Below are 22383 nucleotides of genomic sequence, written 5' to 3'. Positions count from 1 at the left end.
GCTATGTTTTTGGCGCCGCCAAGCGTGATTTCAGGCCGCGACGTTTCCTGAAGGAGATTGATCCAGTCCACGTCGGGCCAGAACCGAGTTCATCGGACTGGCGTTCAGGTCGGAGGCTTCGCGGACGATGCATTACGATGCGCTCTTGGCTGCCCTTGTCGCAGGAGTCGTCACGCTCCTCGCCTTCCTTTTTTGGCCGGCGGTGGCGGATCAGCTCCCGGAACTGGCTCTGGCGGCGATCGTCTATCTTTTAGTGCTGCTCGTCGGCGCCTGGATATTCAACGCCTGGCGTCGAACACGGCGCAAATAAACGGTTGATAGGGCAAATTGTCGATGGGCGGTCGCCGAGCTTCGCTTTCCCACTTGACAGCGGTCAATAAACCTACTCTTAACGGCTCGCCATTTAGATCGCGATCTTTCTCAGGCGAACAGGTTCATGCGCTTCTTCAAAAACCTCCCAAGCTTTGCCGCGCCGCTTGTCGGCGTCACGGTTGCGCTCGCCCTGTGCATCGTCGTCTTCGCCTTGTCCTTGGCAGGGATCGATCCAAGCCTCGATTAAGCGGCGTCAGAACGTCAGCAGCTTATTCGGTGGCGGTTTCGACGACATCCGCTTCTTCCAATACCTCATCAATGCTCTCTTCTTCCTCATCGGCCGTTGAGTCTTCCTCCTCATCAGCCGTTGACAAGAGAACATCATCGACGACCGGTTGGATGACCGGCGCGATTGGCGCGGGCCTGGCGAAACCTGCCGAGTAAGGTCGCCTTGCCGCCGAACGCAAGACCTCCACGACCTGAAAGGCCGCGGCGCATTTTGGGCAGACGATCGGCAGGCGATTGAGATCGTAAAAAGCAGTTGCGCAAGTCAGGCATCGGCGCTTCACGCCAAGTTCAGCTTTGGCCATTGAGTCTATCCCTTCGAAGTTCGGACTGCGGGCGCTGGCGCGGCAGGGTGTATTGCTATCGCCCCTGGGGACGACTCGGCGCCAAGCGTCTCTCTGCCAGTTCAGTGGCCACGGAGTGTTAGCACGGCGAAGACGATCGGCTGACAATATTTCGAGATGACGCCGCGAAGCTCGCAGAAACCGCTATTAATATTTGGGGATGCGATCATCGGAATACAAGGCGGCAGACGGTCCGCTACAGGGACCCAGGTCATCAACATCGAAAAATGCAACCCCGTTCACAGCCGGAACAGGTGCAAAAAAAACTGAACAACAACAATACGCCGAGACCGCCGGCCCGGATTGCGGCGGCCAGGGAGAAGACGATGCGAGTTTGCGATCCTCGCACCGTCAGGCGGCGCTCGCGCGACCTGTTAAGGCGCGCGCATAAAGTTCAGCAGGGTGGCGCTCAGGCTACCGCCCGTGAACACGATCGTCGCGCCAAGGGCGAGCAACGCGACAAGGTTGAGGGTCAGATCATTCGCCGCGCCCGCGATCGCGAGAATCCCGAGCACGATCACGGCCAAACCCGAGAGCGCCTGAATGCCTGCTGAGCCAAAGGCCATCTCGCTCGCGAGAATTTCACTGCCGCCGGCGCCAGCCGGGTTTCTGCTCCTCAGCGACTCTTGGCTGAGCACATGCAGTTGCCACACAGCATTGCTACTCAGAATTAAGGCAGACCCGAACGCGATCGCGGCGATCGGCGTTAGCGCTGCAGGCTCAATGCCGAGCAGCGAAAGCACGCCAAGAACGATGCCGGCCGCGCCGGCGAGGAAGACGACGGACAGGCTGCTGCCGCCAAATCCCTCGACATTCGTGGCTCTTGAGCCTGCTGGAAAAATAATCTGGGCGTATTCCGACAGCATGGTTCCGCCTTGGATCAACAACGCGGCGCCAAAGACGATCGTGGCGATTGACGCCATCATCGGGGCATTCACGCCCGATAATCCAACGATGGCGATAACGACGGTGGCTAGACCGCCAATCGCGTCGATCAGGCCCCCATACGCCGCCGTTTCACGAAATGTCGACTCCCGAGAAGTAATGGACATGACAGTGCCTCCAGACTTCGATATCTGCACACATGCAATAGCGCGCGCGACTCCACATAGCGCGGGATTCACCTAGTCAAGATCTACAGCGCGTTACGCCGCTCATGCTTAATGCAGCTCGTTTTTAGACCGCAAGCCAAGTCGCAGCCCGCGCAAGGTCGGTTCAATTTGCGCGTCATGCGCGCGGAGTCGGCGGCCGCCGCGTAGTTGAGCGCATAAAGCTGAGGAGGATGGCGTTCAGGCCGCCTCCCTTCAGCACGAGCGCGGAGCCGAGAATGAGCAGCGCTACGAGGTTGAACGTAAGGTCATTCCTAGTCCCGGACACGGCAAGAATGCCGAGCACGACAGCGGCGAAGCCGCCAAAGATCTGAATGCCGGCGGAATCAAAAGCCATTTGGTTTGCGAGAATGTCTCGCGAAGATTCCTCGCCCTTGGACGCGCGTCTGACGACATTAAGATGCCACACAGAGACGCTGCTCAAGACCAGCGCGCTCCCGAACAGGATTGACGCGATTGGCGTCAGCACTGCCGAGTCGAAGTCCAGTAGCGAAAGCACGCCTAGAGCGATGCCGCCGCCTCCAAGCAGAATAACCGCCGAACGGCTGCTGGCGGCGAAACCGTTGATCGAAGACTTGCCGCCGAGCCGAACAGAACATCTGGCATACTCAGACATCATGCCGTTGCCTTGGATCAGGAGCGTGATGCCGAACACAATTGTCGCGATCACGGCCATGATCGGCGCCTCGATGCCGATGAGTCCGAAAATTGCGAGGATGACGGCTGCAACGCCGCCAACATCATCGATCAAGCCGCCCTGCTTGGCGCGCTCGGGAAAAGTGGATTCGCCGACCGTTATCGACATGTTCGCCTCTCAACTTCGATGCCCCAAAAGACAAGATCTAATTAGCGGCCGTTTGCCGCCGGCAAAGATCCCCGCCGAGCGCCCAAACTTTGCTCTAGGCTTGGCCGCGCGCTCCACCTGGCAGACGCTGGAGTTTGGAAGCAAAAAAATAAAAGTCCGGAGGGGGATTCGCATTGCGGTGCGCAAACCGCGAGGCTTCCGCGTCGGGGCTGAGCTAATGTTTTGGAATGTGCGCCGTCGCGATCAAGCTTGACGCTCGATCGCGCGGATCTCCAACCCGATACGGGCGATCGCCGCTACACGCCCTCTCGCGGGGCTCGGTGTTCCTCACCGTGCCGCTCAGGCGATCAGTGACGCGTGCTGCAAAGCAATGACGCGGCAGCACGCCAAACGTCCGCCCCAGGTCAAGAGGCGAGCGCGCCGGCGTGCATGGCGGTCGCGCCGTCCTATGAGGCGAGGGTCAGTCGAGAGCCTTACCGCCTGCCTCTTCGCAGGCCGCGGCCGTCTCCTTAAAGACCCAGCCCTGGCCTTTGCAGGAGTTCATGCCCTTGCACGCGTTTTTGGGCGAGTGACAGTCGGCCTTGCCCTTACAGCTATTGACGCCGAGGCAATGCACTTTGCCCGTCGACGCCGCCTTTGCGGGCGGCGCAGCGCCAGCGAGAACGATTGAAACAGCGGCAACGGCCAGCGTCGCACCCTTGCACACATCATTTTTCATTTTTCCCCCTCTTCGTTTTCGGACTCTTCTCGAAGGCAATCGGCATGCTTCGCCCTCACGTGGAAAGCAAGCATGACCTGAAGATAATGGCAACCAAAGGAGAACTTCGCGAAAGTCGGAGACAAGCGCCATCGTCTGCGACGCATCCCGCCCTTTGACTTTGCGGCGAGCGTTCGAAAAACCATGTTCGGAGCTGAATTGCTTGATATTCTTAGTATGATGCTGTATTATATTACTCATACTAGGCTGGCGTGACCATTAAAGTCGCCTTAGATTCGCGCGCGGGCGGCGCGCTGCAAGGCGTCGCGAACTTCAGCCAAGCACGCGCGCGAATTGAGGGCGTAATTCGCGGGAAGGCGACGGTAAGGCGAAATGTAGAGCGGGACAAACATGGCTCCTGGCCGTTGTGACATGGGCAATCGTCGCGATAGGGGGCATGGTTTTTTTGCTCGTCGAGCGGCGCGAGAAGAAGTGATGTCATCGCAAAGGATGCGCCGGCGCTGACCGCATTCAGCGCCATGAGGCCAGCGCCATGAGGACTGCGCCATTAGGACTGCGCCATTAGGACTGCGCCATGAGGCCGAAGCTGCGGTCGCCTGCAAGAGCCGACCGCTTTCATTAGCTTGGCGCATTTGATGGCGCGTGACGTCAGATATGGCGTCGCCGGAGCGCCGCAGCTTCAGTTGACAGGGTCGCCCGAAACGGGTGGGATTGGATGCGATGGAGGCGCGAAAGCGCTGGCGGACCGAAGTTAACGCAATGATTGAGAGAACGATCGAAGCCCGCCCCAACAGAGGGGCGGCGTCGTCGTCGCGTATTGGGCGTCGGCGCGAAGTCGCACGCAAGGTCTTTCTGCAGCTTCATCGAACCATCGGCCTCTTCGTCGGGGCCGTGTTCGTTTTGGTCGGGCTCAGCGGCGCGGTTCTGGCGTTTCGCGAGGATATCGACGAACTGCTGAACGCTTCAATCATGCGCGTTGATGCGCCAGCGCAGGCTTCTTACCGCTCGCCGGACGACATTCTCGACGCCGCTTACGCGGCGATGCCGGCCGACGGCAAGGCGGAAAGACTGACGATGCCACGCCATCCGGGCTCGGCTGCGGCGATAACCTATATGGTTGAGACGGACGATCTTGAGACCGACGTATATCAGTTGTTCGTCGATCCCTACACGGCGAAGGTCAAAGGGCAGCGCCTTTATCAGCATCGCGGCACGCCGTTTTCGCAGCCTCTGATCCCGTTTCTCATGACCTTCCATTGGACGTTGCTGCTTGGATTCAACAACGCCTATATCCTCGGTTCGCTCGCCATACTTGTTTTCTTTTCCATTCTCGTCGGACTTTATCTGTGGTTCCCGCTCAATGGCGATTGGCGACTGGGATTGAAAATCAAATGGGGCGCCAGCGCCGAAAGACTTGCCTATGACGTGCACCGAAGCGTCGGCATTTATTGCGCCGCCATCTTGCTGGTCATGTTATCCACTGGAATAGCCATGATCTTTAAGCCGGCGACGCGGTCGGTGACGACCTTGTTTTCTCCGGTGCGTCCTAAAGTTGATTTTGGAAAATCGAAGCCGCTTCCAGGCCAATCGCCGATCGGCGTCGGCGCGGCGGTTGCGGCCGCCGATAAAATCTTTCCAGATGGAAGGCTCCACTGGATTCTTCTGCCAAGCGCGCCAAGCGGCGTCTATGTCGTCGGCAAGCAATCAGACGATGAACCCAACCGAACCAAAACAAGCCGAAATGTCGGCGTCGACCAGTACAGTGGTAAGGTTCTCGATGTCCAGGATCGCAATGGCTTCACCGCCGGCGAAAAATTTCTGGAATGGCTGTTCCCGCTGCATTCGGGCGAAGCTTTCGGCGCTGTCGGACGTTCGATCGTTCTATTTGTCGGGCTGACGCCGCTTGCGCTTTACGTCACGGGCTTTTTGCGGTGGCGACAAAAGCGCCGCGCGCAAAGGCGCGCGAGATATTGAATAATCGCGCCGGTTCGCTTTGCAAAGCTCTGATCATTGTCCGACGAAAATCGGCATCTCGATGGTGTCCTCGGCGTTCTTCGCCTCGCCAAAGGCGAGCTTGAGCAGGTATTTCCCCTTGTGAGCGACGTTCGCGTCCAAAGTCACAAAGCCGCTTGGGCGGGGCCGAGACGGCAGAGCATTGATCTGTTTGAGACCGCCATCCGTATCGACTTGATAGAAGGAAAGCGCGACGGATTCGTTTCTCGCGTCTTTTTCCATGAGGGTGACGGAAAAAATCAACTTGCCCGTTCCGGGCACACGATCGCAATATTCGGCATATTTGCTCAAATCGTCCGTCGGCCCTCCGGCGCTCCCTTCGGAGTCCGGCAGGAAATATGTCGTGAGGTGCACGGAGTAGAAATCGCTGACCCCAAGACATTCCGAAATCGTGCGATCGCCCGCCTTCACGGCTGGTCTTAGCGTATGCGCCTTCCAAAAGTCGTCCACATATTGATTGAGGGCCGGACCCCATAGGCGATAGGAAAACGCCGCGCCGTTGACGCCAATCAGCAGCACGATGCCTATGAAAACCAGTGCGTTCAGACGGCCAGGACTCATCGCTTTCTGTTTCCTTCCCTTACGCCGAAGAGCGGTTTTCGCATGAATCCACTGATCATAACCGCCAATTGCGCGCCCTCGCGCCTTCGATACGCGCTCCGCGCTTGCCGGCGCGCCTCAAGGACGCGCATCACGGGCGCACCTCGAACTCCCAGGCGCCGCTGACGAGATGGCCGTCAGCCGAAAGCGCCCGATAGCGAGCGGTATATTTACCGGGAGTCAACCGGTTCACGCTCACCGATACATGGCTTGGATCGGCGCTATCGATCGCCGCGTCGCGCTTGTCGACCCTTTCGCCCGATGCGCTTACAACCGCCAATGCGGCAAAGGCGTCGCGAATGCCGGCGTCGTACCACACTTCCACTTTTCCGATGTCTTCGGCGCCGACGCCGCCTTGCGCGGGGGAGGTGCGGACAACGATCGCATGCGCCAGAATGATCGCCGGGCGTTGCGGCTCTCGCGGCGGATGCGAGGGGGCGGTGAGTTCCATCGCCGGAGCAGGGCCAAGCTGTTGATCGCGACGTGGGGAATCAGAGACAGCTCCATACGCTGTGGCGGGTTCAGGCGTCGCGCCGACTGACAGGATCACGCCAGCAAGCGATAGCAGGCGCGCATGCCGGTCGACCGACATCCAGGAAAGGCTTTTTCGACGGGAGAATCTTGCCTGTCCGCTCTTCGTCATGGGGCGAAGTCCGATTCAATAATCATTTCCGAGCCCGCTCGCGCGCAAAGATGCGTCGGGCCGCGAGACGCCGATTGCTCATCTTGTCACAGACTTGACCAGCGACGCCATTCCGCCGCGTCGCCAAAAAATCGTATCGCATAACGTTCAGCGCGCCTCGCGTAAGGCTGCCGCGCTGATGGACTTGAGCTTGCGCCTCTCCCTCGATATGCATCTTTTAGGCAAAGTGCATACGCCGCAGGCGCGCGGCGCGTCAAGGGAGTCCGCCCGATGGTGTGGTTGCTGAACGGCGCGGTCGCTGTCGTTGTGGCGTTTTTCGCGAGTGCGCCGGCGGCGCACGCCCATACGGCGAATATTTCCAGCAGCCGAATCGTGCCGGCAGGGCATGGTCTTTATCGTGTCGAGGTCGGCTTTCTCGGAACCGACATCGAGCGCATGTTCGCCGAGAACAAACCGAAGAGCGACGATGTCGATCTCACCGAGCCCGGCGTGATCGAGGGCATGATCGGCAAGTTCATTCAGACGCGCGTCGATCTGCAGAATGCGGAAGGTCAGACCTGCGCGAGCACGGTCGTTTCGGTCGGCGATGATCCGACCAATCCTTATGACTCAAAAGTCGTGTTGCGGATGGACTGCAGCGCGGTTCAAGGACAGATTTTTTACAATCCGTTCAGACTTCTTGATGCGCAGGGACCGCGTGCGAAACATCTCGTCAGCATCGGGGAGAAGAGCGATGAATCCAATCTGACCGAGGCGCAGCGCCTGGGCCGGGAGCCGGCGCCCGGGCAAGTCATGATCTATCCTGGCGACCCGATGATCGATCTCTCCAAGCCGCTGCTGACGCCTTGGGAGCTTGCGCCGAAATTTTTGTCCGCCGGGGTCGAGCACATCGTGACGGGCTATGATCATCTGTGCTTCCTGATCGCCGTGATGCTTTGGGCGACGCGCATCTGGCCCGTCGTCAAGATCGTGACGGCGTTCACCATCTCGCATTCGATCACCCTGTCGCTTGCGGCGCTTGAACTCGTCAATCTGCCGAGCCGTTGGGTGGAGATCGCCATCGCGCTGTCGATCATCTACGTTGCAGTTGAGAACTTCTTTACGCGCAAGGTCGACGGTCGCTGGCGAGACACATTCGCGTTTGGCTTCATCCATGGCTTTGGTTTCGCGAGTGGCCTGATCGAACTCGGCGTTCCTCAGCGCGCCATCGTGCCGGCGCTGGCGAGCTTCAACATCGGCGTCGAAGTTGGGCAGATCGGCGTCGTGCTCATCGTTCTCCCCTTACTTCTTATGACCGATAAGATTTTCACGCGCGGTCAGCGCAGTCCGCTTCTCGTTCAGGTCTGCTCAGCGATTATCGCCTGCTTTGGCGCTTATTGGTTTTTTGTGCGCGTTTCCGAGCTGGGCTAGGGAAGTTATCCAGGCTCTGCGTTCTAAACGCTGTTTTTAAAAGTGAAACCGACCACAAGGGCGAGTTGGCTGATGATGCCCGGAAAAGCTTAAATGCCCAGGCCTGCAAAACGGAAAGGCTCCGGAGCGGCTAAGGATGGTCAAATCACACCGATGGACTTTCATTTTTTTAATGTTTAGTTCAAGTGCGCCGGGGTGGGGCGTTAGGCGCCGGCGATCGTCGGAACCGCCAGCGTTGACGAGCCCCTTGCCCTGCGAAAGCCGCGGGATGAGGCGGCGCTTCGGAAATCTGGTTTTATCGGAGGAAATCTTATGAGGAAGCTGATATTTGCGCTTGCCGCGGCGGGAGCGCTCGCGCCTTCGCTGTCCAACGCGCAGGTCAAGATCGACATGACCCGCATCACCTGCGGGGAATTGTTGGCGATGCCGGCCGACGACCAAGCAGACTTCGGCGCCTTTATGGGCGGCTGGTTCGCGCAGAAAAGCGGCCGAACCTTTATCGACGTGAACTTATTCCGGAAAAATTCCGCCAGCGTGAAGAGCTGGTGCGCTTCCAATCCGAATGAGTCGGTCATGGCGGGTCTGCAGCGCGCTTTTGAGCAGAAGTAACAGGAACGGGGAACCACATGAATCGCCAACTTATTTTCGCAGGCGCTCTAGCCGCGGTCGCCCTCGCCGTCCCGGCCAACGCGCAGGTCACGATCGAGATGTCGGAAATCACCTGCAAGCAGTTCGCCGAATATGACGCAGACACCCAGGACTTTGTCGCCAACTGGATGAGGGGCTATTTCAGCTCCAAGAACAATATCACCGTGATCGATTCACGCTACGTGAGACGCAATACGGATAAGATCACGCATTATTGCAAGAAGAAGCCCAATTCTTCGCTCATGGAGGCGATCCAGAAGAACGCCCGCTGACCCGAAGGAGGCGCACGGCCAGGAGTCGGCCGTGCGCTTTGCCATTTCTTTATGAATTTCATCACTCACAGCTCCAACGCGGCAGTCTGCCGTCGTCCGGCTCTCTTCGCAGCCAGAACGTGATGCGCCGGCGCGCCGGAACCGACGTCGATCTTTAGGGTTAAGGTAGGGGCCAGCCCGCCGCTGCAGTCTCGAGCGTGAGCGCGCGAATGCGGCAGCTCACGAACGATACACGGCGAAGAGACGGAGGACGCCTGCGATGAACGACGCTCCTGCGCCATCGGATTCGCGCCAGCGCCGCCTGTTGTTCCACCGCGGCAACCCTCGGGCCGGCGAGCCATTCGCCGCCGCCGCGTCGATGAACCGCGCATGATGCTTCCGAGCGCAAGGGAACTCGATCGGCTCACTGCGCCTGGCGCCTTTCTGTGGGCGACCGGCGTTGAAGACACGTTCATCACCGCTCCGCATCCGAGAACCGGGCGCATGCTCGACGAATATGAGCTGACGGATCATTACCGGCGGTGGGACGCGGATATCGCGCTGATGGCGCGGTTGGGGGTCTCCTGCGCGCGCTATGGCGTGCCCTGGCATCGCGTACAGCCTGAGCCCAAGGTCTGGGATTTCAGCTTCGTCGACGCCGCGCTTGGGCGCATGCTGGAACTTAACATCGACCCGATCGTCGATCTCGTGCATTACGGTTTGCCGCATTGGATGGAGCACGCCTTCCTCAACGAGGACTATCCAAGCCGCGTCGCGGAGTTCGCGGCGCGACTCGCCGAACGGTTCCGGGGAAGGATCAGGTGGTACACGCCGCTGAATGAGCCGCGGATCACCGCATGGTATTGCGGACGTTTGGGCTGGTGGCCGCCGTACGGGCGCAGCTGGCCAAGCTTCGTTGCGGTGATGCTGTCGATCTGTCGCGGAATCGTCGAAACGACCCGCGGGCTGCACGAAGTCGACCCGGATATCGTCGCCTTTCATGTCGACGCCACCGATGTTTTCGAGTCGAGCGACCCGGCGCTGGCCGAGGAGGTGGAGCGGCGTCAAGCGATTGTGTTCCTTGCGCTCGATCTCATCAGCGGGCGCGTCGATGCGCGTCATCCGCTGTGGACCTGGCTTCTCAAGCAGGGCGCCGCGGAACCCGCGCTGAACGCCTTTCGCGAACGCCCGCTTGAGCTTTCTGTCATTGGCGTGAACCTTTACCCGATCTTCACGCTCAAGCGGATGTCGCGCGACCGTTTCGGGCGGCTGCGCATTCGAATGCCTTATGCCTCCGGCGCGCTCCTGACGAAGATCGGCGAGATGTATTTTGAACGTTACGGCGCGCCGATCATGATCTCGGAAACCGCGACCAAAGGTTCGGTGAGACAGCGGCAGGCCTGGCTCACCGACTCGGTCGAGGCGGTGAAGATGCTGCGCGCGAAGGGCGTTCCGATGGTGGGCTATACGTGGTGGCCGATGTTCGCGCTCGTGACGTGGGCCTATCGTCAGGGGCTGCGGCCGCTCCACGATCATCTCTTGCAGATGGGGCTTTGGAATCTCGATCCTGATCCATCGGGGCGGCTGGACCGTGTTGAGACGCCCCTTGTCGACGCCTATCGTCGACTGACATCCGGCGGCGCGGACGCGGTGGGTCCGCTCGCGCCAGCGCCACGGCTGCCGTAGCGCAGCCTCCACGAGCAATCGGGGAGCGAAGGCATGTTTCAGAGCTTCTTTCTGGCTGGTTTTGAAGGATCGACAGGCTTCAACCGGCACGGCGAGTGGTTTGATCAAGTCGTCGCGACAGGTCACGACGCCAATGTCGACGAAGACTATGCCGACATCGCGCGACTGGGCTTGCACGCCGCGCGTGAGACCGTTCGTTGGCCGCTCGTCGATTGCCGCGGTCGATACGACTTCTCCTCGCTCGCACCATTCATTGAGGCCGCAAAGCGTCATGACGTGGGCGTCATATGGGACCTCTTTCACTATGGTTTCCCTCAGGACGTCGACCTTTGGTCCGAGGCGTTCGTCCGGCGATTTGCCGACTACTGCTATGCGGTGGCGCGTTTCGTGGCCGCGCGCATGGATGGTCGCTGCGTCTTCACGCCGATCAATGAGCCTTCGTTCATGGCCTATGCCGGCGGCGAGAAGGCGCTGTTCGCGCCATATGGGTCGGGACGCGGCTGGGAGCTGAAGGTCGCGCTCGCGCGCGGCGCAATCGCCGGCATCAATGCGATCCGCGCCGCCTGTCCCGATGCGCGTTTCGTCAGCGTCGATCCCTTGTGCCGCGTCGTCTGTCCCAAGGACAGGCCCGATCTTGCTGCTCAGGCGCATGATTTCAATAACAGGCTTGTGTTTCAAAGCTGGGACATGTTGTGCGGCAGGCTGCTGCCCGAACTCGGCGGCAGTCCTGAACATTTGGACGTAGTGGGAATCAATTATTACTGGACCAATCAGTGGGAGTTGAACGACGCGCCCAACGCCGACGGCAACGTGCCGCCGCTTGACGATGATGATTCGCGCCGAGCGCCGCTCTCGGATCTCATTCTCTCCGTCTGGAAGCGATACGGCCGCGACGTCATGATCACGGAGACCAGCCACGTCGGGGACAATCGTGGACCGTGGCTGTGCGAAGTGGTCAGCGCCTGCCACACGCTCCTGCTGCAGAACGTGCCCTTACGCGGGGCGTGCCTTTACCCGATCTTGGGCATGCCCGAGTGGCATGATCGCGATCTCTGGACGCCTATGGGCCTGTGGGATCCGCTCTGTCACCGCGATCCCGGCGCAGGCCGGCTTCTATGCGAACCGATGGCCGAGGCGCTTCAAGGCGCAGCGCCGCTCGAAGCGCTGCATCAGGCGAAGCAGGAGGCTGAATGTCGCGGCGAGCCGCGGATCGATCTCTTGAGCAGCAAAGCGAAGCGCTACGCCACGCGGAGGTGAATGCCCGCTCCTCGCGTGCAAAGACGTCACTCCGCCGCTTCAGCACGACTTCGCGCTTTTGAGAAAGCGCCGCCTGAAGAGATGAGCGCGTCGTGCGCGCCGCGTTCGACGATTTGTCCTTTGCTCATGACGAAGATGCAATCGCAATCGACAACCGACTCCAGCCGATGGGTCACGAGAATGATTGTGCGTGATCCCTTTAGTCGGTGCAGCGTTCCTATCAGCCGCCGCTCCTGCTCGGGATCGAGCGCGCTCGTTGGTTCGTCAAGAACGAGGAACGGCGCGTCGGACAGCAGCGCGCGCGCGATGGCGATCCGCTGCCGCTGACCGCCGGAGCGATTCGCGCCGCCTTCGGCGAGCGCGGTCTCATAGCCATGAGGCAGAGGGTGAATGAATTCGGCGGCGCCCGCATCTTCGGCCGCTCGTTCGATTTCCGCTCGCGTTGCGCTCTGCCGGCCATAGGCGAGATTTTCTGCGATGGTCGCCGGCAGCACGAGGCTGTCTTGCGCGACGAGCGCGAAATGCGCTCTCAGCGACTCGAGCCGTACATCCCTGAAGTCGACGCCATCCAAGCGTAGCGCCCCGCTCGTTGGATCGTAGAACCGAAGCATGAGACTCAACAGCGTGCTTTTGCCGGCGCCGCTCGCTCCGACGAAAGCCACCATCTGGCGCGGCCGTATCGTCGCCGAAACGTCGGTGAGAATTTGCTTGCCGCCCCCGTAGTCAAAACTCACGCGCTCGAGCGTCAGAGTTCGCGGCTTACTGGAAATCCAACGCGCCGCCGGCGTATCGACAACCGCTTCCGGTTCGTCAAGCACACGAAAAACCCGTCGCGACGCGGCCTCGAAGATGCGCACTTTGGCGAAGAATTCGCTGAGCCATTTCAGCGGGTCCCAAAGCTTGCGCAAGTAGTCGATGAAAATGAGCAGCGTCCCGACGGTCATTCCGTCGGCGATGGGCGCGAGAAACTGGTCGCGGTAAACGAGCCAGCCTCCATAGCCGAGGATGATCGCGCCGCCAACGGATAGGATGCCGTCGCGCGCGAGAGGATAGAGCTGTTCCTGCCAATTCAAACTCAGCAGCGCCTCGACGCTTCTGCCGACCGCGCCGGAGAAGCGTCTGAATTCGAAAGCCTCGCGACGAAACGCCTGCGCCAAAGGTATACGCGTCATCGCCTGCTGAATATGCGCGGTCAGATCGACGTCGATCTGCTTCGAGTCAAGCGCGCGTTTGTGGATTCTGACGCCAAATCGCCAGTTGCTCCATATCATGAAGGGGGCGACGGTAAACGCCGCAAGCGTTAAACTGACGTTTCGAGACAAAAGAATAGTGGTCATCACGGTGAGCGTTACGGCCGCAACCGAGGTTCCGATCACCACGTCGACGATGCCCCACGGGCCGAAGGCGTCTGTCGTCAGACGATAGATCGAATCGCCCTGCGGTCGGCTGCGGTGATAGGTGAGGCCAAGATTTTGAAGCTTGGTGAAGAGATCAAACCGCACCCGCGTCGTGCCGCGATAATTGAGGTAATAGTTGATCATCATGCGGCCCATCCAGGCCGTATATCCGACGAGTTGCAATCCCAGTCCGATCGCCACCAGACCTGCGATCTGCCCCGGCTTGTCCTTCGGCAATACGGCGAGGAAGTAGCTGTGTATCCAATTGCCTTTCGGCTCGCTGGAAAGCACGGAGTCGACAAGCACCGCCAGTGGCCACGCCTCAAGGAGGCCGACGCTGACGGAGACCGCGATCATCGCGACAAGCACGGCGATCCGCACCCGGTCTTGTAGGAAGTATGTCAGCGCCCGGCGATAAACCGCGACGTCTGACATGTCTTGCGCAGAATGCATGGCGCTATAACGCGCCAGCTCGCCTAAAGGTCTTCCCAACCCACGGGTTCGAGCTTGGAGATCGCAGGCGCCGGAACGGCGCTTCGCGCCGCAGCCTCGATCAGCCCGCCAAGCAAAGCCGCGGCGGTTGGATCTTCTCCCGGAGGATCACGGAACAGTTTGAAGGTCGCGATCACGATGCGGCCTGTGCCGTAATTGCGTCCGACTGCAATTGCAGCCGGACGATGAATCCACCCGACAACCAGCGCCGCGTGAACGCGCGCCTGAAAGTCAAGGAGATTGCAGCCGGAGATGACATGCGTCGGGATCACACGATCAAACGCGTGGTCAAGCAAAGGCCCGCCGGGAATTGCGGCGAAGGGACCCTGTCGTCGAAGCCAGGCGAAGGAGGACGCCCAGTCGCCTCGCCAAAGCGTGCCGTCGCGCGCCACCACCTTGACGTTCTGCCAGTGCGGAAAGAATGGCGTGAGCGAGCCCGGCGTTTCGGTCAAGAGAACCGCTCGGCCGCCGGCGCGCACATAGGCCGCGAGCGCGGCGGAAGCTTGCGTCTCGACAACGACGTCCGCCGTCTCGGCGCCTTCCGCCAATCCATAGCCAAGCGCCTGCAACTGATCCCGAATGTCATCCTGCGACGACCACAGCGAAAGCTCCGGCGGTCGAAGCTGCGCATGCACGGCAATCTCGACGTCATTGCTCGCGAGGAGTCGTCCGTCGAGAGAGCGCAAGCGCAGGGTGAGACGGCGCAGGCAGGAATGCTCGACGACCGGCAGTTTCACCGAAATCAGGCCGAGATCAACCACAGCGCCGGGCGCGATGGAGGGGATTTCCAACGTCATCGGCTCGGTGACCGATATGTCGAGAGCCGCCGGCTCCAGCGGATTTGGCCCGCCATGCGCGACGCAGAGCGAGAGGCGAACGGCGTCGCCCGACCAATAGGCGGGTCGATCGAGTGTGGGCAGAACAACCGTATCGGCATTGATCGAGTGAAACAGATTGTGAAAAACGCGCGGGTTCGAGCGCATGTCGAGAAGGCCGTTCGCCTCCCAGTGACAATCAGTCAGCTCGGTGATGACGTAGCCGGCGATCTGCGGCTTCCGACGCATGGCCTCGATCTGATATTTCAGCGCCCGAAACTGTTGCCATTGCGTCGCTTCCACGAAGCTTTCGAACGTCCCGAATACGCGATCGAGACTCCAGTCTTGAAATCGGTTGCGAACGCCATGCGCATACATGACGCCTTCGCTCCAGTCGTGGCCCGTCTCGAACCACCAGGCTTCGGCGCCGGCCGCGTCTCTTAATTTCTCAGGGTCGGGCAGCCCCCAATTGCCAAATTCCGAGCATAGCAGCGGCTCCTGTCCCGTGATGACGGCGTCGCCCTCGGGGCTGAAGAGCCATTCGGCCCTTCCAGCGAGTTCCTCGACGAACTGATCCCAGTCCTCCCGACTATCGGGAATGGCGGCATAGAAATGAAAATCCGCGAGATCAGTTTGTACGTGAAAGCTTGGCGCCAGAGGGGAGTTGTCGACGACAAGCCGGGACGGATCGTAGGATTTGAGCCACAGGTACAGCTTCTTCAGCCATGCGCGGTGATAGGCGTCATGGACAAGGTCGACGCCCCAGTTCTCGTTGATCAGCGTCCAGCAAAAGATCGAGGGATGGTTTCCGTCGCGATCGATAAGGCCCTTCAGCGTGAGTTCCTTGCGCTCTCGCGAGAGTTCGGTCGAATCCCCGGCGTTCGGCAGTTCCGCCCAAATTAGCAGGCCAAGGCGATCAGCAACCTCATAATAGCGCGGATCCGGCACTTTAATGTGGCAGCGCAGGGCGTTCAGCCCGAGCTGCTTCGCCTTGCAAAATCTGTCCTCGAGAAATTCGACGGAGGGCAGAGTGCAGATCGTGTCGGGATAGTAGTCCTGATCGAGAGCGGCGCGCAGATAGAAGGGCTTGCCGTTGAGATACAATTTTCCGTCGCGGGTTTCGACGCTGCGAAAACCAAATGTCGTCTCGGTTTGGTCGACGATGACGTCTTCGCGCATCATCGAGACTTGCAGACGGTAGAGATAGGGGCTGTCAGGCGACCAGCAGTGAGGCGCAGGCACAAACGAATAAACGATGGCGTTCTCGACGCCGGGCGCCAGCTTGGCGCAAGACCGCGCCACGACGTTATCTTCTGCGTCAAAGACCGTAATCATCACCTCGGCGGCGTCGGTGAGCGGGCTCTCGAAGCGCACATGCGCCGAGATCTCTCCGCTGGCCAGCGATGAACGCACGCGCACCGTCGTTACGTGATCGGCGATCCGCCGTTCGAGATACACGGACTGCCATATCCCGGAGAGTGGGCCGTACCAGCTCTGCTTGCCGAACGGCATTTCAGCGAATGGCGTCGTAGGGAATTCGAACGGATCGTCGGTGGGGCTTTCCACCTTCACCTTTATCTCGGCCTTTCCGTTGACGATCCGATCCGTGATGTCGAAATGAAACGGCAGGAAGCCGCCCACGTGGCTGCCGACGAATGCGCCGTTAACAAACACATGGGTGATATGGAAAACCGCGCCGAAATGCAGAAAGACGCGCTGCTCTAGCCATTCTTCCGGAATCTCGACGTCTCGGCGATAGACAGCGACGCCGCCGCGCATGCGCAGATCGGCGAATTGGGCTTGCCAAGGGCTGGGGACAAGAATCGTCCGGCTCTCGGCCGGCTTGGCGCCATAGCCGAGATATTTAAAGTCCCACAACCCGTCCAGGGATATGCGCGCTGCGCTCACCTAACCTCACCTCGACCAAAAGTGCCGGCGCCGGAGCATCGATGCGTTGGTCGAATATAACAATGAGCGATCCACAGACGATTTTCTACATAGCGAACGCCAAAACGCGCAGTATTTTTATTCACGACTCAAGCTTAGCCGGACTGCGCAGCGCCGCTGAATTTAGCGCATCGCCTTCTTGACTCGACTATTCGGCGGCAACTGAGGCTGTCGCGAAGGCCGCGCTGTTACGAGCCGGGATCTCCTTATTGATCCGTCGGAACGTTGCGAGCGCCTGTCCGACGACCTGATCCATATTGTAGTAGCGATAGGTCGCAAGCCGGCCAACAAACCAGACATTTTGCTGCGCGATCGCAAGCTTTTCGTAGCGCTTGTAAATTTCCGCATTTTCCGGGCGCGGCACGGGATAATAGGGATCGCCTGCATCGCTGGGGAACTCATAGGTCAAGCTTGTCTTAGGATGTTCCTGACCCGTGAGATGCTTATATTCCGTCACCCGCGTATAGGCTTCGGTCTGCGGATAATTGACGACGGCCACGGGTTGATGCTGCCGCTTATCGAGCGTGACATGTTCAAAGCGCAGAGACCGATAGGGCAGCTTGCCGAAGCGGAAGTTGAAATATTCATCGATCGGCCCGGTGAAGATCAGTCGCCGATAGAAGACTTCGTTGCGCAGCTCCTCGAAATCGGTCTGCAGCATGACATTGATGTTGGGGTGGTCCACCATTCGTTCGAACATGCGCGTATAGCCGTGCAGCGGCATGAACTGGTATTCATCGCCAAAATAGCGGTCGTCGCGATTGAGGCGCGTGGGGACCCGCGCCGTGACGGATTTGTCCAGCTGCGACGGCTCTACGCCCCACTGCTTTTTGGTGTAGCCGCGAAAGAATTTCTCGTAGAGTTCTCGCCCCACCGTGCTGACGACGACATCCTCGGACGTTTTGATCTCCTCACAATGTTCCGCGCGGCTCGCGAACCACTGCGCAAGTTGGTTGGAATCTAAGGAGAGACCATAGAGGCGATTCACGGTGTCCAAGTTGATCGGGATCGGCACGAGCATGCCGTCCACGTTCGCCAGTACGCGGTGCTCGTACGGGCGCCAACGCGTGAACTGAGAAAGATGCTCGAAGACCGCTTCGGAATTGGTATGAAAGATATGCGGGCCGTATTGATGCATAAGCACGCCGGCGTCGTCGTAGCGGTCATACGCGTTCCCGCCAATGTGCGGCCGACGATCGATAAGAAGGACACGCTCGTCGCGCTGCGACGCGAGCCGTTCGGCCAGCACGCTTCCCGCGAAGCCCGCCCCGACGATAAGCCAGTCAAACAAGTTGCCCCTCCCGCGCTGATTTGGATTCGGCGCCGACGCTCGCGATGTGCAGCATCATCCTCGCCCAGGTTTTGTCCCACGACATTTCCGCAAGATGCGCATCGACCGCACTGAGCCAGTGCGCCTTCGGCCGCCTAAGCAACAGATCGATCTTGGCGACGAACTCTTCGGCGTTCGATGCGATTTCCACGTGCCCGGCCGCGCCGTAGGGGTTAACGACGTCGGTGATGGACGTTGAAACGACCGGCACGCCTGCAGCAAGAAACTCGGGCGTTTTCGTCGGGCTGATAAAGCGCGTCGCTTCATTCATCGCGAATGGCATGATTCCGACGTCCCATCCCGAAAGATAGTTCGGAAGCTCCCGGTACTGCTTGCACCCCAGCCAATGGATGTTTTCGGCGCGCGGCAGAGACTGCGGGCTGATCTTCGCGGTGGGACCGATCATCACCAATTGCCACTGCGGGCGCAGCGCCGCGATGCCGGCGACGATGTCCATATTCATGCGTTCATCGATGACGCCAAAGAATCCGATGCGGGGATGTGGAATCGCCCTTTGATCGTCGGGGTCAACGCTGCGCTCTCGCGCGCTCTTGAAGTGAGCGGTGTCGACGCTGCTGGGAAAAACGTGAATGTTGTCGTGTCGGTTACGTTTGGATTCGTACAGGCTCTGTCCGCCGACGAACATGAGATCGCATTTGGCCATCAGCTCTCGTTCGAGATCGAGAATCCCCTGCGGCGCTCCAGCGAACGCGGAAAGCTCATCCATATTGTCATAGATGCGCAGGTTGGGAGAGAGATGCCGGGTAAATTGAAGCGCCATGGGCGTATAGTACCAACCGACCCATTGCGAAGGCCGCACTTGCGCCAGCAAGCTGTCCACGACGCGGTGTTGCGCGTTCGTGATTTCGTCTGTTGTGAGACCTTCGGGAAGAACTGGCGTCACGACAACAACGCCGCAGGCTTCATCCCTTTGGATTTTTACGCCTGCATCATCTTGAGAAAAGATGGGCTCTTCGACGTAGAAGACGCCGAGATTTCTAGCTGCTCGACTGAGGAGATGTTGTGGTCGCTGATAAACGAAATTCCAACGAAGATGAGAGAAGCAAAACAGATGACTTGGAACTGACATCATGCCCCACCTCAAGCCTTGCCGATTTCTGTGCTTTTGGAGTTCCCTGAACAAACTCGCGTTCAGCAACTTTGTTCCGGCATTATGAACAGTTGGACAGGGTTGGCGGGGAACGGCGAGGACGAGGCGAGTGCGCCCCCGCGCCGGGCGTCTGTCGGAACAGCGTCTCTGCCGGCGCGTTTTAGGCGGACCGTACGAACGGCGGCTAGCGACGGCGGTTGGTTCGGGGCCGTTGGCGGTCATTTATGTGGGAATGGGCGTTAGGCTGGATCGCGCCAGCCGCAACAATGATCGCCGCGATGATGACGGCCGCCAACGCCGGCGCGCGCGTCACGGGCTGGGGCTTCGCCGTGTTTGCAATCGGCTCCGTCGCCTGGAGCTTGACGGCGACCTGCGCCCATCAGAGCAATCTCCTGCTCACCAACCTATTCCTTACAGGGATCAACTTGATTGGGGTGTGGCGGTGGTTAGGCAGGCAGGCCAGGCATGAGGACGGAAGCAACAACGCCGTGCGCAAGAGCAGCCAGGCGGGCAACGCGCCCACGCTTTTTTCCGCGTCGGCGGCCGTTGGCGCTAATGTCATAGACGCGAGCGGCGAAAAAATCGGCGTTATCGTTGATCTGACGTTGAAACGCGATCAGCGCGGTTTCGCCTATGTGGTCATCGCGCAATATGGAACGGGCGGGGTTGGCGAGACGTTGCGCGCCGTCGATCCGGCGCGCGTTGAATTCATGGGCGGTTTCGCGCACAGCAAAATGTCAAGGAAGGAACTCGACGCCCTATCGGCGCTTCAAGCCGACGATTGGCCGAGCGTCCTACCATCTGCGGGGGGCGCAAGACCCTGGTGCGCTGCATCGAAGCTGAACATGGCCGACGCTCATGCGCCGGCCATCATTCACCCGCCAAACTTCAGTCGCGCGGATAGCTGCCGCCCGAATTCCACATCGCGCCCAGCATGAATCCCGCAGCCACCGCCATGAGCACCGTCGTCGTTGGCTGACTGCGCGCCGACGTCTCAATGGCCTGCCGGAAGTTGCCGATCACATCGCCGGCGCGTCCGGCGACTTCGCTGCCCTTCTCCTGCACCGTCGATATCGCCGATCCGGCTTGCTCCATTGTCTGATTGATGCGTTGCCCGACTCTGTCGGCCGCCGCCATTGCTTTGTCGCCCATGACCGCAGCAGTTTCGCTGATTGGGCGCTCCGATTGTCGGATCCGCTCCAGTTCTGGCGTCGCCATTCTTGCCTCCATCCTCGAAATCATTCGAGCCTCGCCTTAACCCGCTGACGTCGTCGTTGTTCCAATTGCGGAAAAGCCAGGACATCGCAGGTCGCGATGGGGCTGACGCGTTCGGCAGACCTCTTTGTTGAGCCTTGGGCGTCGCTGTCCGCATGCCTTTCAGCGGAACGCCTACGGCGGCTTGATTTGAATGATTTACGCTTTATTTCCAAAAAAGTGCTTGCGTTTAGCTGGCGCGTCATACGCATTTCGCGTCGCATGTTAGCGAGCCGGTGAGGAAGAACTCGGGATGGCGAACACGACGATGTGGCGAGTAGACGACGTCGGGGATTGTGCGATCGAAGACTTAGACCTCTCTATACAGGCTCGCCGGAATTGCGGGACGAGCGAGCTCTACGGCGAAGCGATCCGATGCGGGGAGGGAGTCGCATCCTCGACGGGCGGACTGGTCGTGGAAACCGGCGCACACACGGGGCGATCGCCGAACGACAAGTTTATCGTCTGCAACGCTTTGACCGAACCGACGATCTGGTGGGACAACAATCTCTCGATGACGCCAGAGCAATTTGGCCGGCTGCGTCAAGACATGCTGACGCACGCGCGTCGAATGACGCTCTTCGCTCAGGATCTCTATGCCTGCGCGGCGCCAGCGCATCGGCTAAATATTCGTCTTTTGACAGAATACGCTTGGCATTCGCTCTTTGCGCGGCATCTCTTCACTCCGGTTGAGAGCGCGAGAGGTTTCGAGCCGCAACTAACGGTTCTGGACTTGCCTTCGTTCCAGGCTGACCCCTCACGCCACGGTTGCCGCTCCGGCACGGTGATCGCTATGGACTTGTCGAGAGGCGTCGTGCTCATCGGCGGCACCCAATATGCGGGAGAGATCAAGAAGTCGATCTTCACCTATCTCAACTATGTTCTGCCCGCGAAAGGCGTGCTGCCGATGCATTGCGCCGTCAATGACGGCGAGGGCGGATCAGCGGTGTTCTTCGGGCTTTCTGGGACAGGCAAGACGACGCTTTCCGCCGATCCGACGCGCAGCCTGATTGGCGACGACGAGCATGGGTGGGACGAGAGCGGTCTCTTCAACTTCGAAGGCGGCTGCTACGCCAAGGCGATCCGGCTCGCGCAACACTCCGAGCCCGATATCTACGCCGCGTCTCATCGTCGGGGCGCGATCCTCGAGAATGTGTCGTACGATCACGGCGCCGGTCGGTTCGACTTCGACGACGATTCGAAAACCGAAAACACGCGGATCGCTTATCCGCTCGACTTCATCTCCAATGCTTCGAAGACGCGTCGCGCGAGCCATCCCCGGAACATCGTGATGCTGACCTGCGACGCCTTTGGCGTGCTGCCGCCGATCGCGCGTCTGACGCCCGCGCAGGCGATGTATCATTTTCTGTCCGGCTACACCGCAAAGGTCGCGGGAACCGAGCGCGGCGTCAAAGAGCCCCAGGCGACGTTCTCCGCATGCTTTGGCGCGCCCTTCATGCCGCGCCGGCCAACGGAATACGCCGACCTGCTGCGCGAATTCATCTGTTCCAGCGAAGCGAACTGCTGGCTGGTGAACACCGGTTGGTCGGGCGGACCCTATGGGATCGGACGTCGGATGCCGATCGCGGCGACGCGCGCCTTACTTCAGGGCGCGCTTGACGGCTCCCTCGCGCAATCCGACTTCCGGATGGATCCATCCTTTGGTCTGTGCGCGCCGACGTCTGCGCTGGGCGTCGACTCGAAAATGCTGGATCCTGTCCAGACGTGGTCCTCGCGCGAAGAATTTAGCCAGATGGCGAAAAGGCTGATCGGAATGTTCGAGGCCAACTTCAGCCGGTTCGCCCCCTTCGTCGACCAGCAGGTGCTCGACGCCCAGCCGGGCGTCGTCGGATAGTCAGCAAGCGCCTCGCGCCAAACAGGGCCGCGCAAGCGCGCGCCAACTTGAAACCTCGCCGATTCGTGAAATATAGGCTCTATCTTGGTGCGCCGTCGGAG

21 protein-coding genes are annotated in these 22383 nt (G+C 59.9%); 10 read left to right on the top strand and 11 right to left on the bottom strand.

Annotated features, from left to right (window positions below):
- Positions 1 to 127: 127 nt before the first annotated feature.
- Both ACR65T_RS05860 and ACR65T_RS05855 read left to right on the top strand, forming a co-directional pair.
- The gene (locus ACR65T_RS05860; protein ID WP_123176691.1) at positions 128 to 310 is read left to right on the top strand and encodes a hypothetical protein; all 183 of its coding nucleotides are present in this window, start codon (positions 128 to 130) and stop codon (positions 308 to 310) included.
- Positions 311 to 436: 126 nt separating this feature from the next.
- Positions 437 to 559 (top strand): hypothetical protein, encoded by a 123-nt coding sequence (locus ACR65T_RS05855; RefSeq protein WP_256364808.1) that lies wholly within the window; start codon positions 437 to 439, stop codon positions 557 to 559.
- 22 nt (positions 560 to 581) lie between these two features.
- Here ACR65T_RS05855 and ACR65T_RS05850 read toward each other — a convergent pair whose 3' ends face one another.
- The 4 genes from ACR65T_RS05850 to bufA2 form a co-directional block, all read right to left on the bottom strand.
- Positions 582 to 902 carry a TIGR02300 family protein gene (locus ACR65T_RS05850; RefSeq protein ID WP_434495600.1) on the bottom strand — a complete coding sequence of 107 codons (321 nt, stop codon included), beginning with the start codon at positions 900 to 902 and terminating at the stop codon, positions 582 to 584.
- Between the two features lie 413 nt (positions 903 to 1315).
- Positions 1316 to 1993 carry a hypothetical protein gene (locus ACR65T_RS05845; RefSeq protein ID WP_434495623.1) on the bottom strand — a complete coding sequence of 226 codons (678 nt, stop codon included), beginning with the start codon at positions 1991 to 1993 and terminating at the stop codon, positions 1316 to 1318.
- A 175-nt stretch (positions 1994 to 2168) separates the two neighbouring features.
- On the bottom strand, positions 2169 to 2855 hold the full coding sequence (locus ACR65T_RS05840; RefSeq protein WP_434495599.1) for a hypothetical protein: 687 nt from the start codon (positions 2853 to 2855) through the stop codon (positions 2169 to 2171).
- A gap of 460 nt (positions 2856 to 3315) precedes the next feature.
- Positions 3316 to 3573: a BufA2 family periplasmic bufferin-type metallophore gene (gene bufA2, locus ACR65T_RS05835; RefSeq protein ID WP_196400661.1), complete on the bottom strand. Its 258-nt coding sequence runs from the start codon at positions 3571 to 3573 to the stop codon at positions 3316 to 3318.
- 759 nt (positions 3574 to 4332) lie between these two features.
- Between bufA2 and ACR65T_RS05830 the strand changes: the two genes are divergently transcribed.
- The gene (locus ACR65T_RS05830; RefSeq protein WP_434495598.1) at positions 4333 to 5547 is read left to right on the top strand and encodes a PepSY-associated TM helix domain-containing protein; all 1215 of its coding nucleotides are present in this window, start codon (positions 4333 to 4335) and stop codon (positions 5545 to 5547) included.
- Positions 5548 to 5580: 33 nt separating this feature from the next.
- Here the strand turns inward: ACR65T_RS05830 and ACR65T_RS05825 are convergent, their stop codons facing one another.
- A complete protein-coding gene (locus tag ACR65T_RS05825) occupies positions 5581 to 6147 on the bottom strand; it encodes a hypothetical protein (RefSeq protein WP_434495597.1) in 567 nt (188 codons plus the stop codon).
- A gap of 130 nt (positions 6148 to 6277) precedes the next feature.
- Positions 6278 to 6829: a copper resistance CopC family protein gene (locus ACR65T_RS05820; RefSeq protein WP_434495596.1), complete on the bottom strand. Its 552-nt coding sequence runs from the start codon at positions 6827 to 6829 to the stop codon at positions 6278 to 6280.
- A 270-nt stretch (positions 6830 to 7099) separates the two neighbouring features.
- Here ACR65T_RS05820 and ACR65T_RS05815 point away from each other — a divergent pair, with 270 nt between their 5' ends.
- The 5 genes from ACR65T_RS05815 to ACR65T_RS05795 all read left to right on the top strand — a co-directional run bounded on the left by ACR65T_RS05815 (position 7100) and on the right by ACR65T_RS05795 (position 12081).
- Positions 7100 to 8239, top strand: coding sequence for a HupE/UreJ family protein (locus ACR65T_RS05815; RefSeq protein WP_434495595.1), 1140 nt, complete (start codon positions 7100 to 7102; stop codon positions 8237 to 8239).
- Positions 8240 to 8551: 312 nt separating this feature from the next.
- Entirely contained in the window at positions 8552 to 8848 is a 297-nt protein-coding gene (locus ACR65T_RS05810) for an HdeA/HdeB family chaperone (RefSeq protein ID WP_175093139.1), read from the top strand.
- Positions 8849 to 8865: 17 nt separating this feature from the next.
- Positions 8866 to 9159, top strand: coding sequence for an HdeA/HdeB family chaperone (locus ACR65T_RS05805; RefSeq protein ID WP_434495594.1), 294 nt, complete (start codon positions 8866 to 8868; stop codon positions 9157 to 9159).
- 369 nt (positions 9160 to 9528) lie between these two features.
- Positions 9529 to 10824 carry a family 1 glycosylhydrolase gene (locus ACR65T_RS05800; RefSeq protein WP_434495593.1) on the top strand — a complete coding sequence of 432 codons (1296 nt, stop codon included), beginning with the start codon at positions 9529 to 9531 and terminating at the stop codon, positions 10822 to 10824.
- Positions 10825 to 10857: 33 nt separating this feature from the next.
- Entirely contained in the window at positions 10858 to 12081 is a 1224-nt protein-coding gene (locus ACR65T_RS05795) for a glycoside hydrolase (protein WP_434495592.1), read from the top strand.
- A gap of 26 nt (positions 12082 to 12107) precedes the next feature.
- Here the strand turns inward: ACR65T_RS05795 and ACR65T_RS05790 are convergent, their stop codons facing one another.
- From ACR65T_RS05790 to ACR65T_RS05775, 4 genes are all read right to left on the bottom strand, one after another.
- On the bottom strand, positions 12108 to 13913 hold the full coding sequence (locus tag ACR65T_RS05790; protein WP_434495591.1) for an ABC transporter ATP-binding protein: 1806 nt from the start codon (positions 13911 to 13913) through the stop codon (positions 12108 to 12110).
- A gap of 41 nt (positions 13914 to 13954) precedes the next feature.
- Positions 13955 to 16693, bottom strand: coding sequence for a glycoside hydrolase family 2 protein (locus ACR65T_RS05785; RefSeq protein ID WP_434495590.1), 2739 nt, complete (start codon positions 16691 to 16693; stop codon positions 13955 to 13957).
- 187 nt (positions 16694 to 16880) lie between these two features.
- Complete coding sequence (glf, locus tag ACR65T_RS05780) at positions 16881 to 18023, bottom strand: UDP-galactopyranose mutase (RefSeq protein ID WP_434495589.1); 1143 nt, start codon at positions 18021 to 18023, stop codon at positions 16881 to 16883.
- Positions 18016 to 19395, bottom strand: coding sequence for a glycosyltransferase (locus tag ACR65T_RS05775; protein ID WP_434495588.1), 1380 nt, complete (start codon positions 19393 to 19395; stop codon positions 18016 to 18018). Before ACR65T_RS05775 ends, glf begins: the two co-directional genes overlap by 8 nt.
- 56 nt (positions 19396 to 19451) lie before the next feature.
- On the opposite strand from ACR65T_RS05775, the gene ACR65T_RS05770 reads away from it, so the two are divergent.
- Entirely contained in the window at positions 19452 to 20111 is a 660-nt protein-coding gene (locus tag ACR65T_RS05770; protein ID WP_434495587.1) for a PRC-barrel domain-containing protein, read from the top strand.
- On the opposite strand, the gene ACR65T_RS05765 is transcribed toward ACR65T_RS05770, so the two are convergent.
- Complete coding sequence (locus ACR65T_RS05765) at positions 20062 to 20391, bottom strand: hypothetical protein (protein WP_434495586.1); 330 nt, start codon at positions 20389 to 20391, stop codon at positions 20062 to 20064. The two genes, ACR65T_RS05770 and ACR65T_RS05765, sit on opposite strands and share 50 nt — an antisense overlap.
- A 289-nt stretch (positions 20392 to 20680) precedes the next feature.
- On the opposite strand from ACR65T_RS05765, the gene ACR65T_RS05760 reads away from it, so the two are divergent.
- Positions 20681 to 22282, top strand: coding sequence for a phosphoenolpyruvate carboxykinase (locus ACR65T_RS05760; RefSeq protein WP_434495585.1), 1602 nt, complete (start codon positions 20681 to 20683; stop codon positions 22280 to 22282).
- The last annotated feature ends 101 nt before the right edge of the window (positions 22283 to 22383 follow it).

The organism is Methylocystis sp. (assembly GCF_051061285.1).
GTDB lineage: Bacteria > Pseudomonadota > Alphaproteobacteria > Rhizobiales > Beijerinckiaceae > Methylocystis.
This window is presented reverse-complemented; position numbering and strand designations above follow the sequence as displayed.

What these genes read in the sequence shown, in the direction of transcription:
- ACR65T_RS05860 (WP_123176691.1), top strand. Translation starts at nt 128, where the DNA reads ATGCATTACGATGCGCTCTTGGCTGCCCTTGTCGCAGGAGTCGTCACG.
- ACR65T_RS05855 (WP_256364808.1), top strand. Translation starts at nt 437, where the DNA reads ATGCGCTTCTTCAAAAACCTCCCAAGCTTTGCCGCGCCGCTTGTCGGC.
- ACR65T_RS05850 (WP_434495600.1), bottom strand. Translation starts at nt 902, where the DNA reads ATGGCCAAAGCTGAACTTGGCGTGAAGCGCCGATGCCTGACTTGCGCA.
- ACR65T_RS05845 (WP_434495623.1), bottom strand. Translation starts at nt 1,993, where the DNA reads ATGTCCATTACTTCTCGGGAGTCGACATTTCGTGAAACGGCGGCGTAT.
- ACR65T_RS05840 (WP_434495599.1), bottom strand. Translation starts at nt 2,855, where the DNA reads ATGTCGATAACGGTCGGCGAATCCACTTTTCCCGAGCGCGCCAAGCAG.
- bufA2 (WP_196400661.1), bottom strand. Translation starts at nt 3,573, where the DNA reads ATGAAAAATGATGTGTGCAAGGGTGCGACGCTGGCCGTTGCCGCTGTT.
- ACR65T_RS05830 (WP_434495598.1), top strand. Translation starts at nt 4,333, where the DNA reads ATGATTGAGAGAACGATCGAAGCCCGCCCCAACAGAGGGGCGGCGTCG.
- ACR65T_RS05825 (WP_434495597.1), bottom strand. Translation starts at nt 6,147, where the DNA reads ATGAGTCCTGGCCGTCTGAACGCACTGGTTTTCATAGGCATCGTGCTG.
- ACR65T_RS05820 (WP_434495596.1), bottom strand. Translation starts at nt 6,829, where the DNA reads ATGACGAAGAGCGGACAGGCAAGATTCTCCCGTCGAAAAAGCCTTTCC.
- ACR65T_RS05815 (WP_434495595.1), top strand. Translation starts at nt 7,100, where the DNA reads ATGGTGTGGTTGCTGAACGGCGCGGTCGCTGTCGTTGTGGCGTTTTTC.
- ACR65T_RS05810 (WP_175093139.1), top strand. Translation starts at nt 8,552, where the DNA reads ATGAGGAAGCTGATATTTGCGCTTGCCGCGGCGGGAGCGCTCGCGCCT.
- ACR65T_RS05805 (WP_434495594.1), top strand. Translation starts at nt 8,866, where the DNA reads ATGAATCGCCAACTTATTTTCGCAGGCGCTCTAGCCGCGGTCGCCCTC.
- ACR65T_RS05800 (WP_434495593.1), top strand. Translation starts at nt 9,529, where the DNA reads ATGATGCTTCCGAGCGCAAGGGAACTCGATCGGCTCACTGCGCCTGGC.
- ACR65T_RS05795 (WP_434495592.1), top strand. Translation starts at nt 10,858, where the DNA reads ATGTTTCAGAGCTTCTTTCTGGCTGGTTTTGAAGGATCGACAGGCTTC.
- ACR65T_RS05790 (WP_434495591.1), bottom strand. Translation starts at nt 13,913, where the DNA reads ATGTCAGACGTCGCGGTTTATCGCCGGGCGCTGACATACTTCCTACAA.
- ACR65T_RS05775 (WP_434495588.1), bottom strand. Translation starts at nt 19,395, where the DNA reads ATGACCGCCAACGGCCCCGAACCAACCGCCGTCGCTAGCCGCCGTTCG.
- ACR65T_RS05770 (WP_434495587.1), top strand. Translation starts at nt 19,452, where the DNA reads ATGATGACGGCCGCCAACGCCGGCGCGCGCGTCACGGGCTGGGGCTTC.
- ACR65T_RS05765 (WP_434495586.1), bottom strand. Translation starts at nt 20,391, where the DNA reads ATGGCGACGCCAGAACTGGAGCGGATCCGACAATCGGAGCGCCCAATC.
- ACR65T_RS05760 (WP_434495585.1), top strand. Translation starts at nt 20,681, where the DNA reads ATGGCGAACACGACGATGTGGCGAGTAGACGACGTCGGGGATTGTGCG.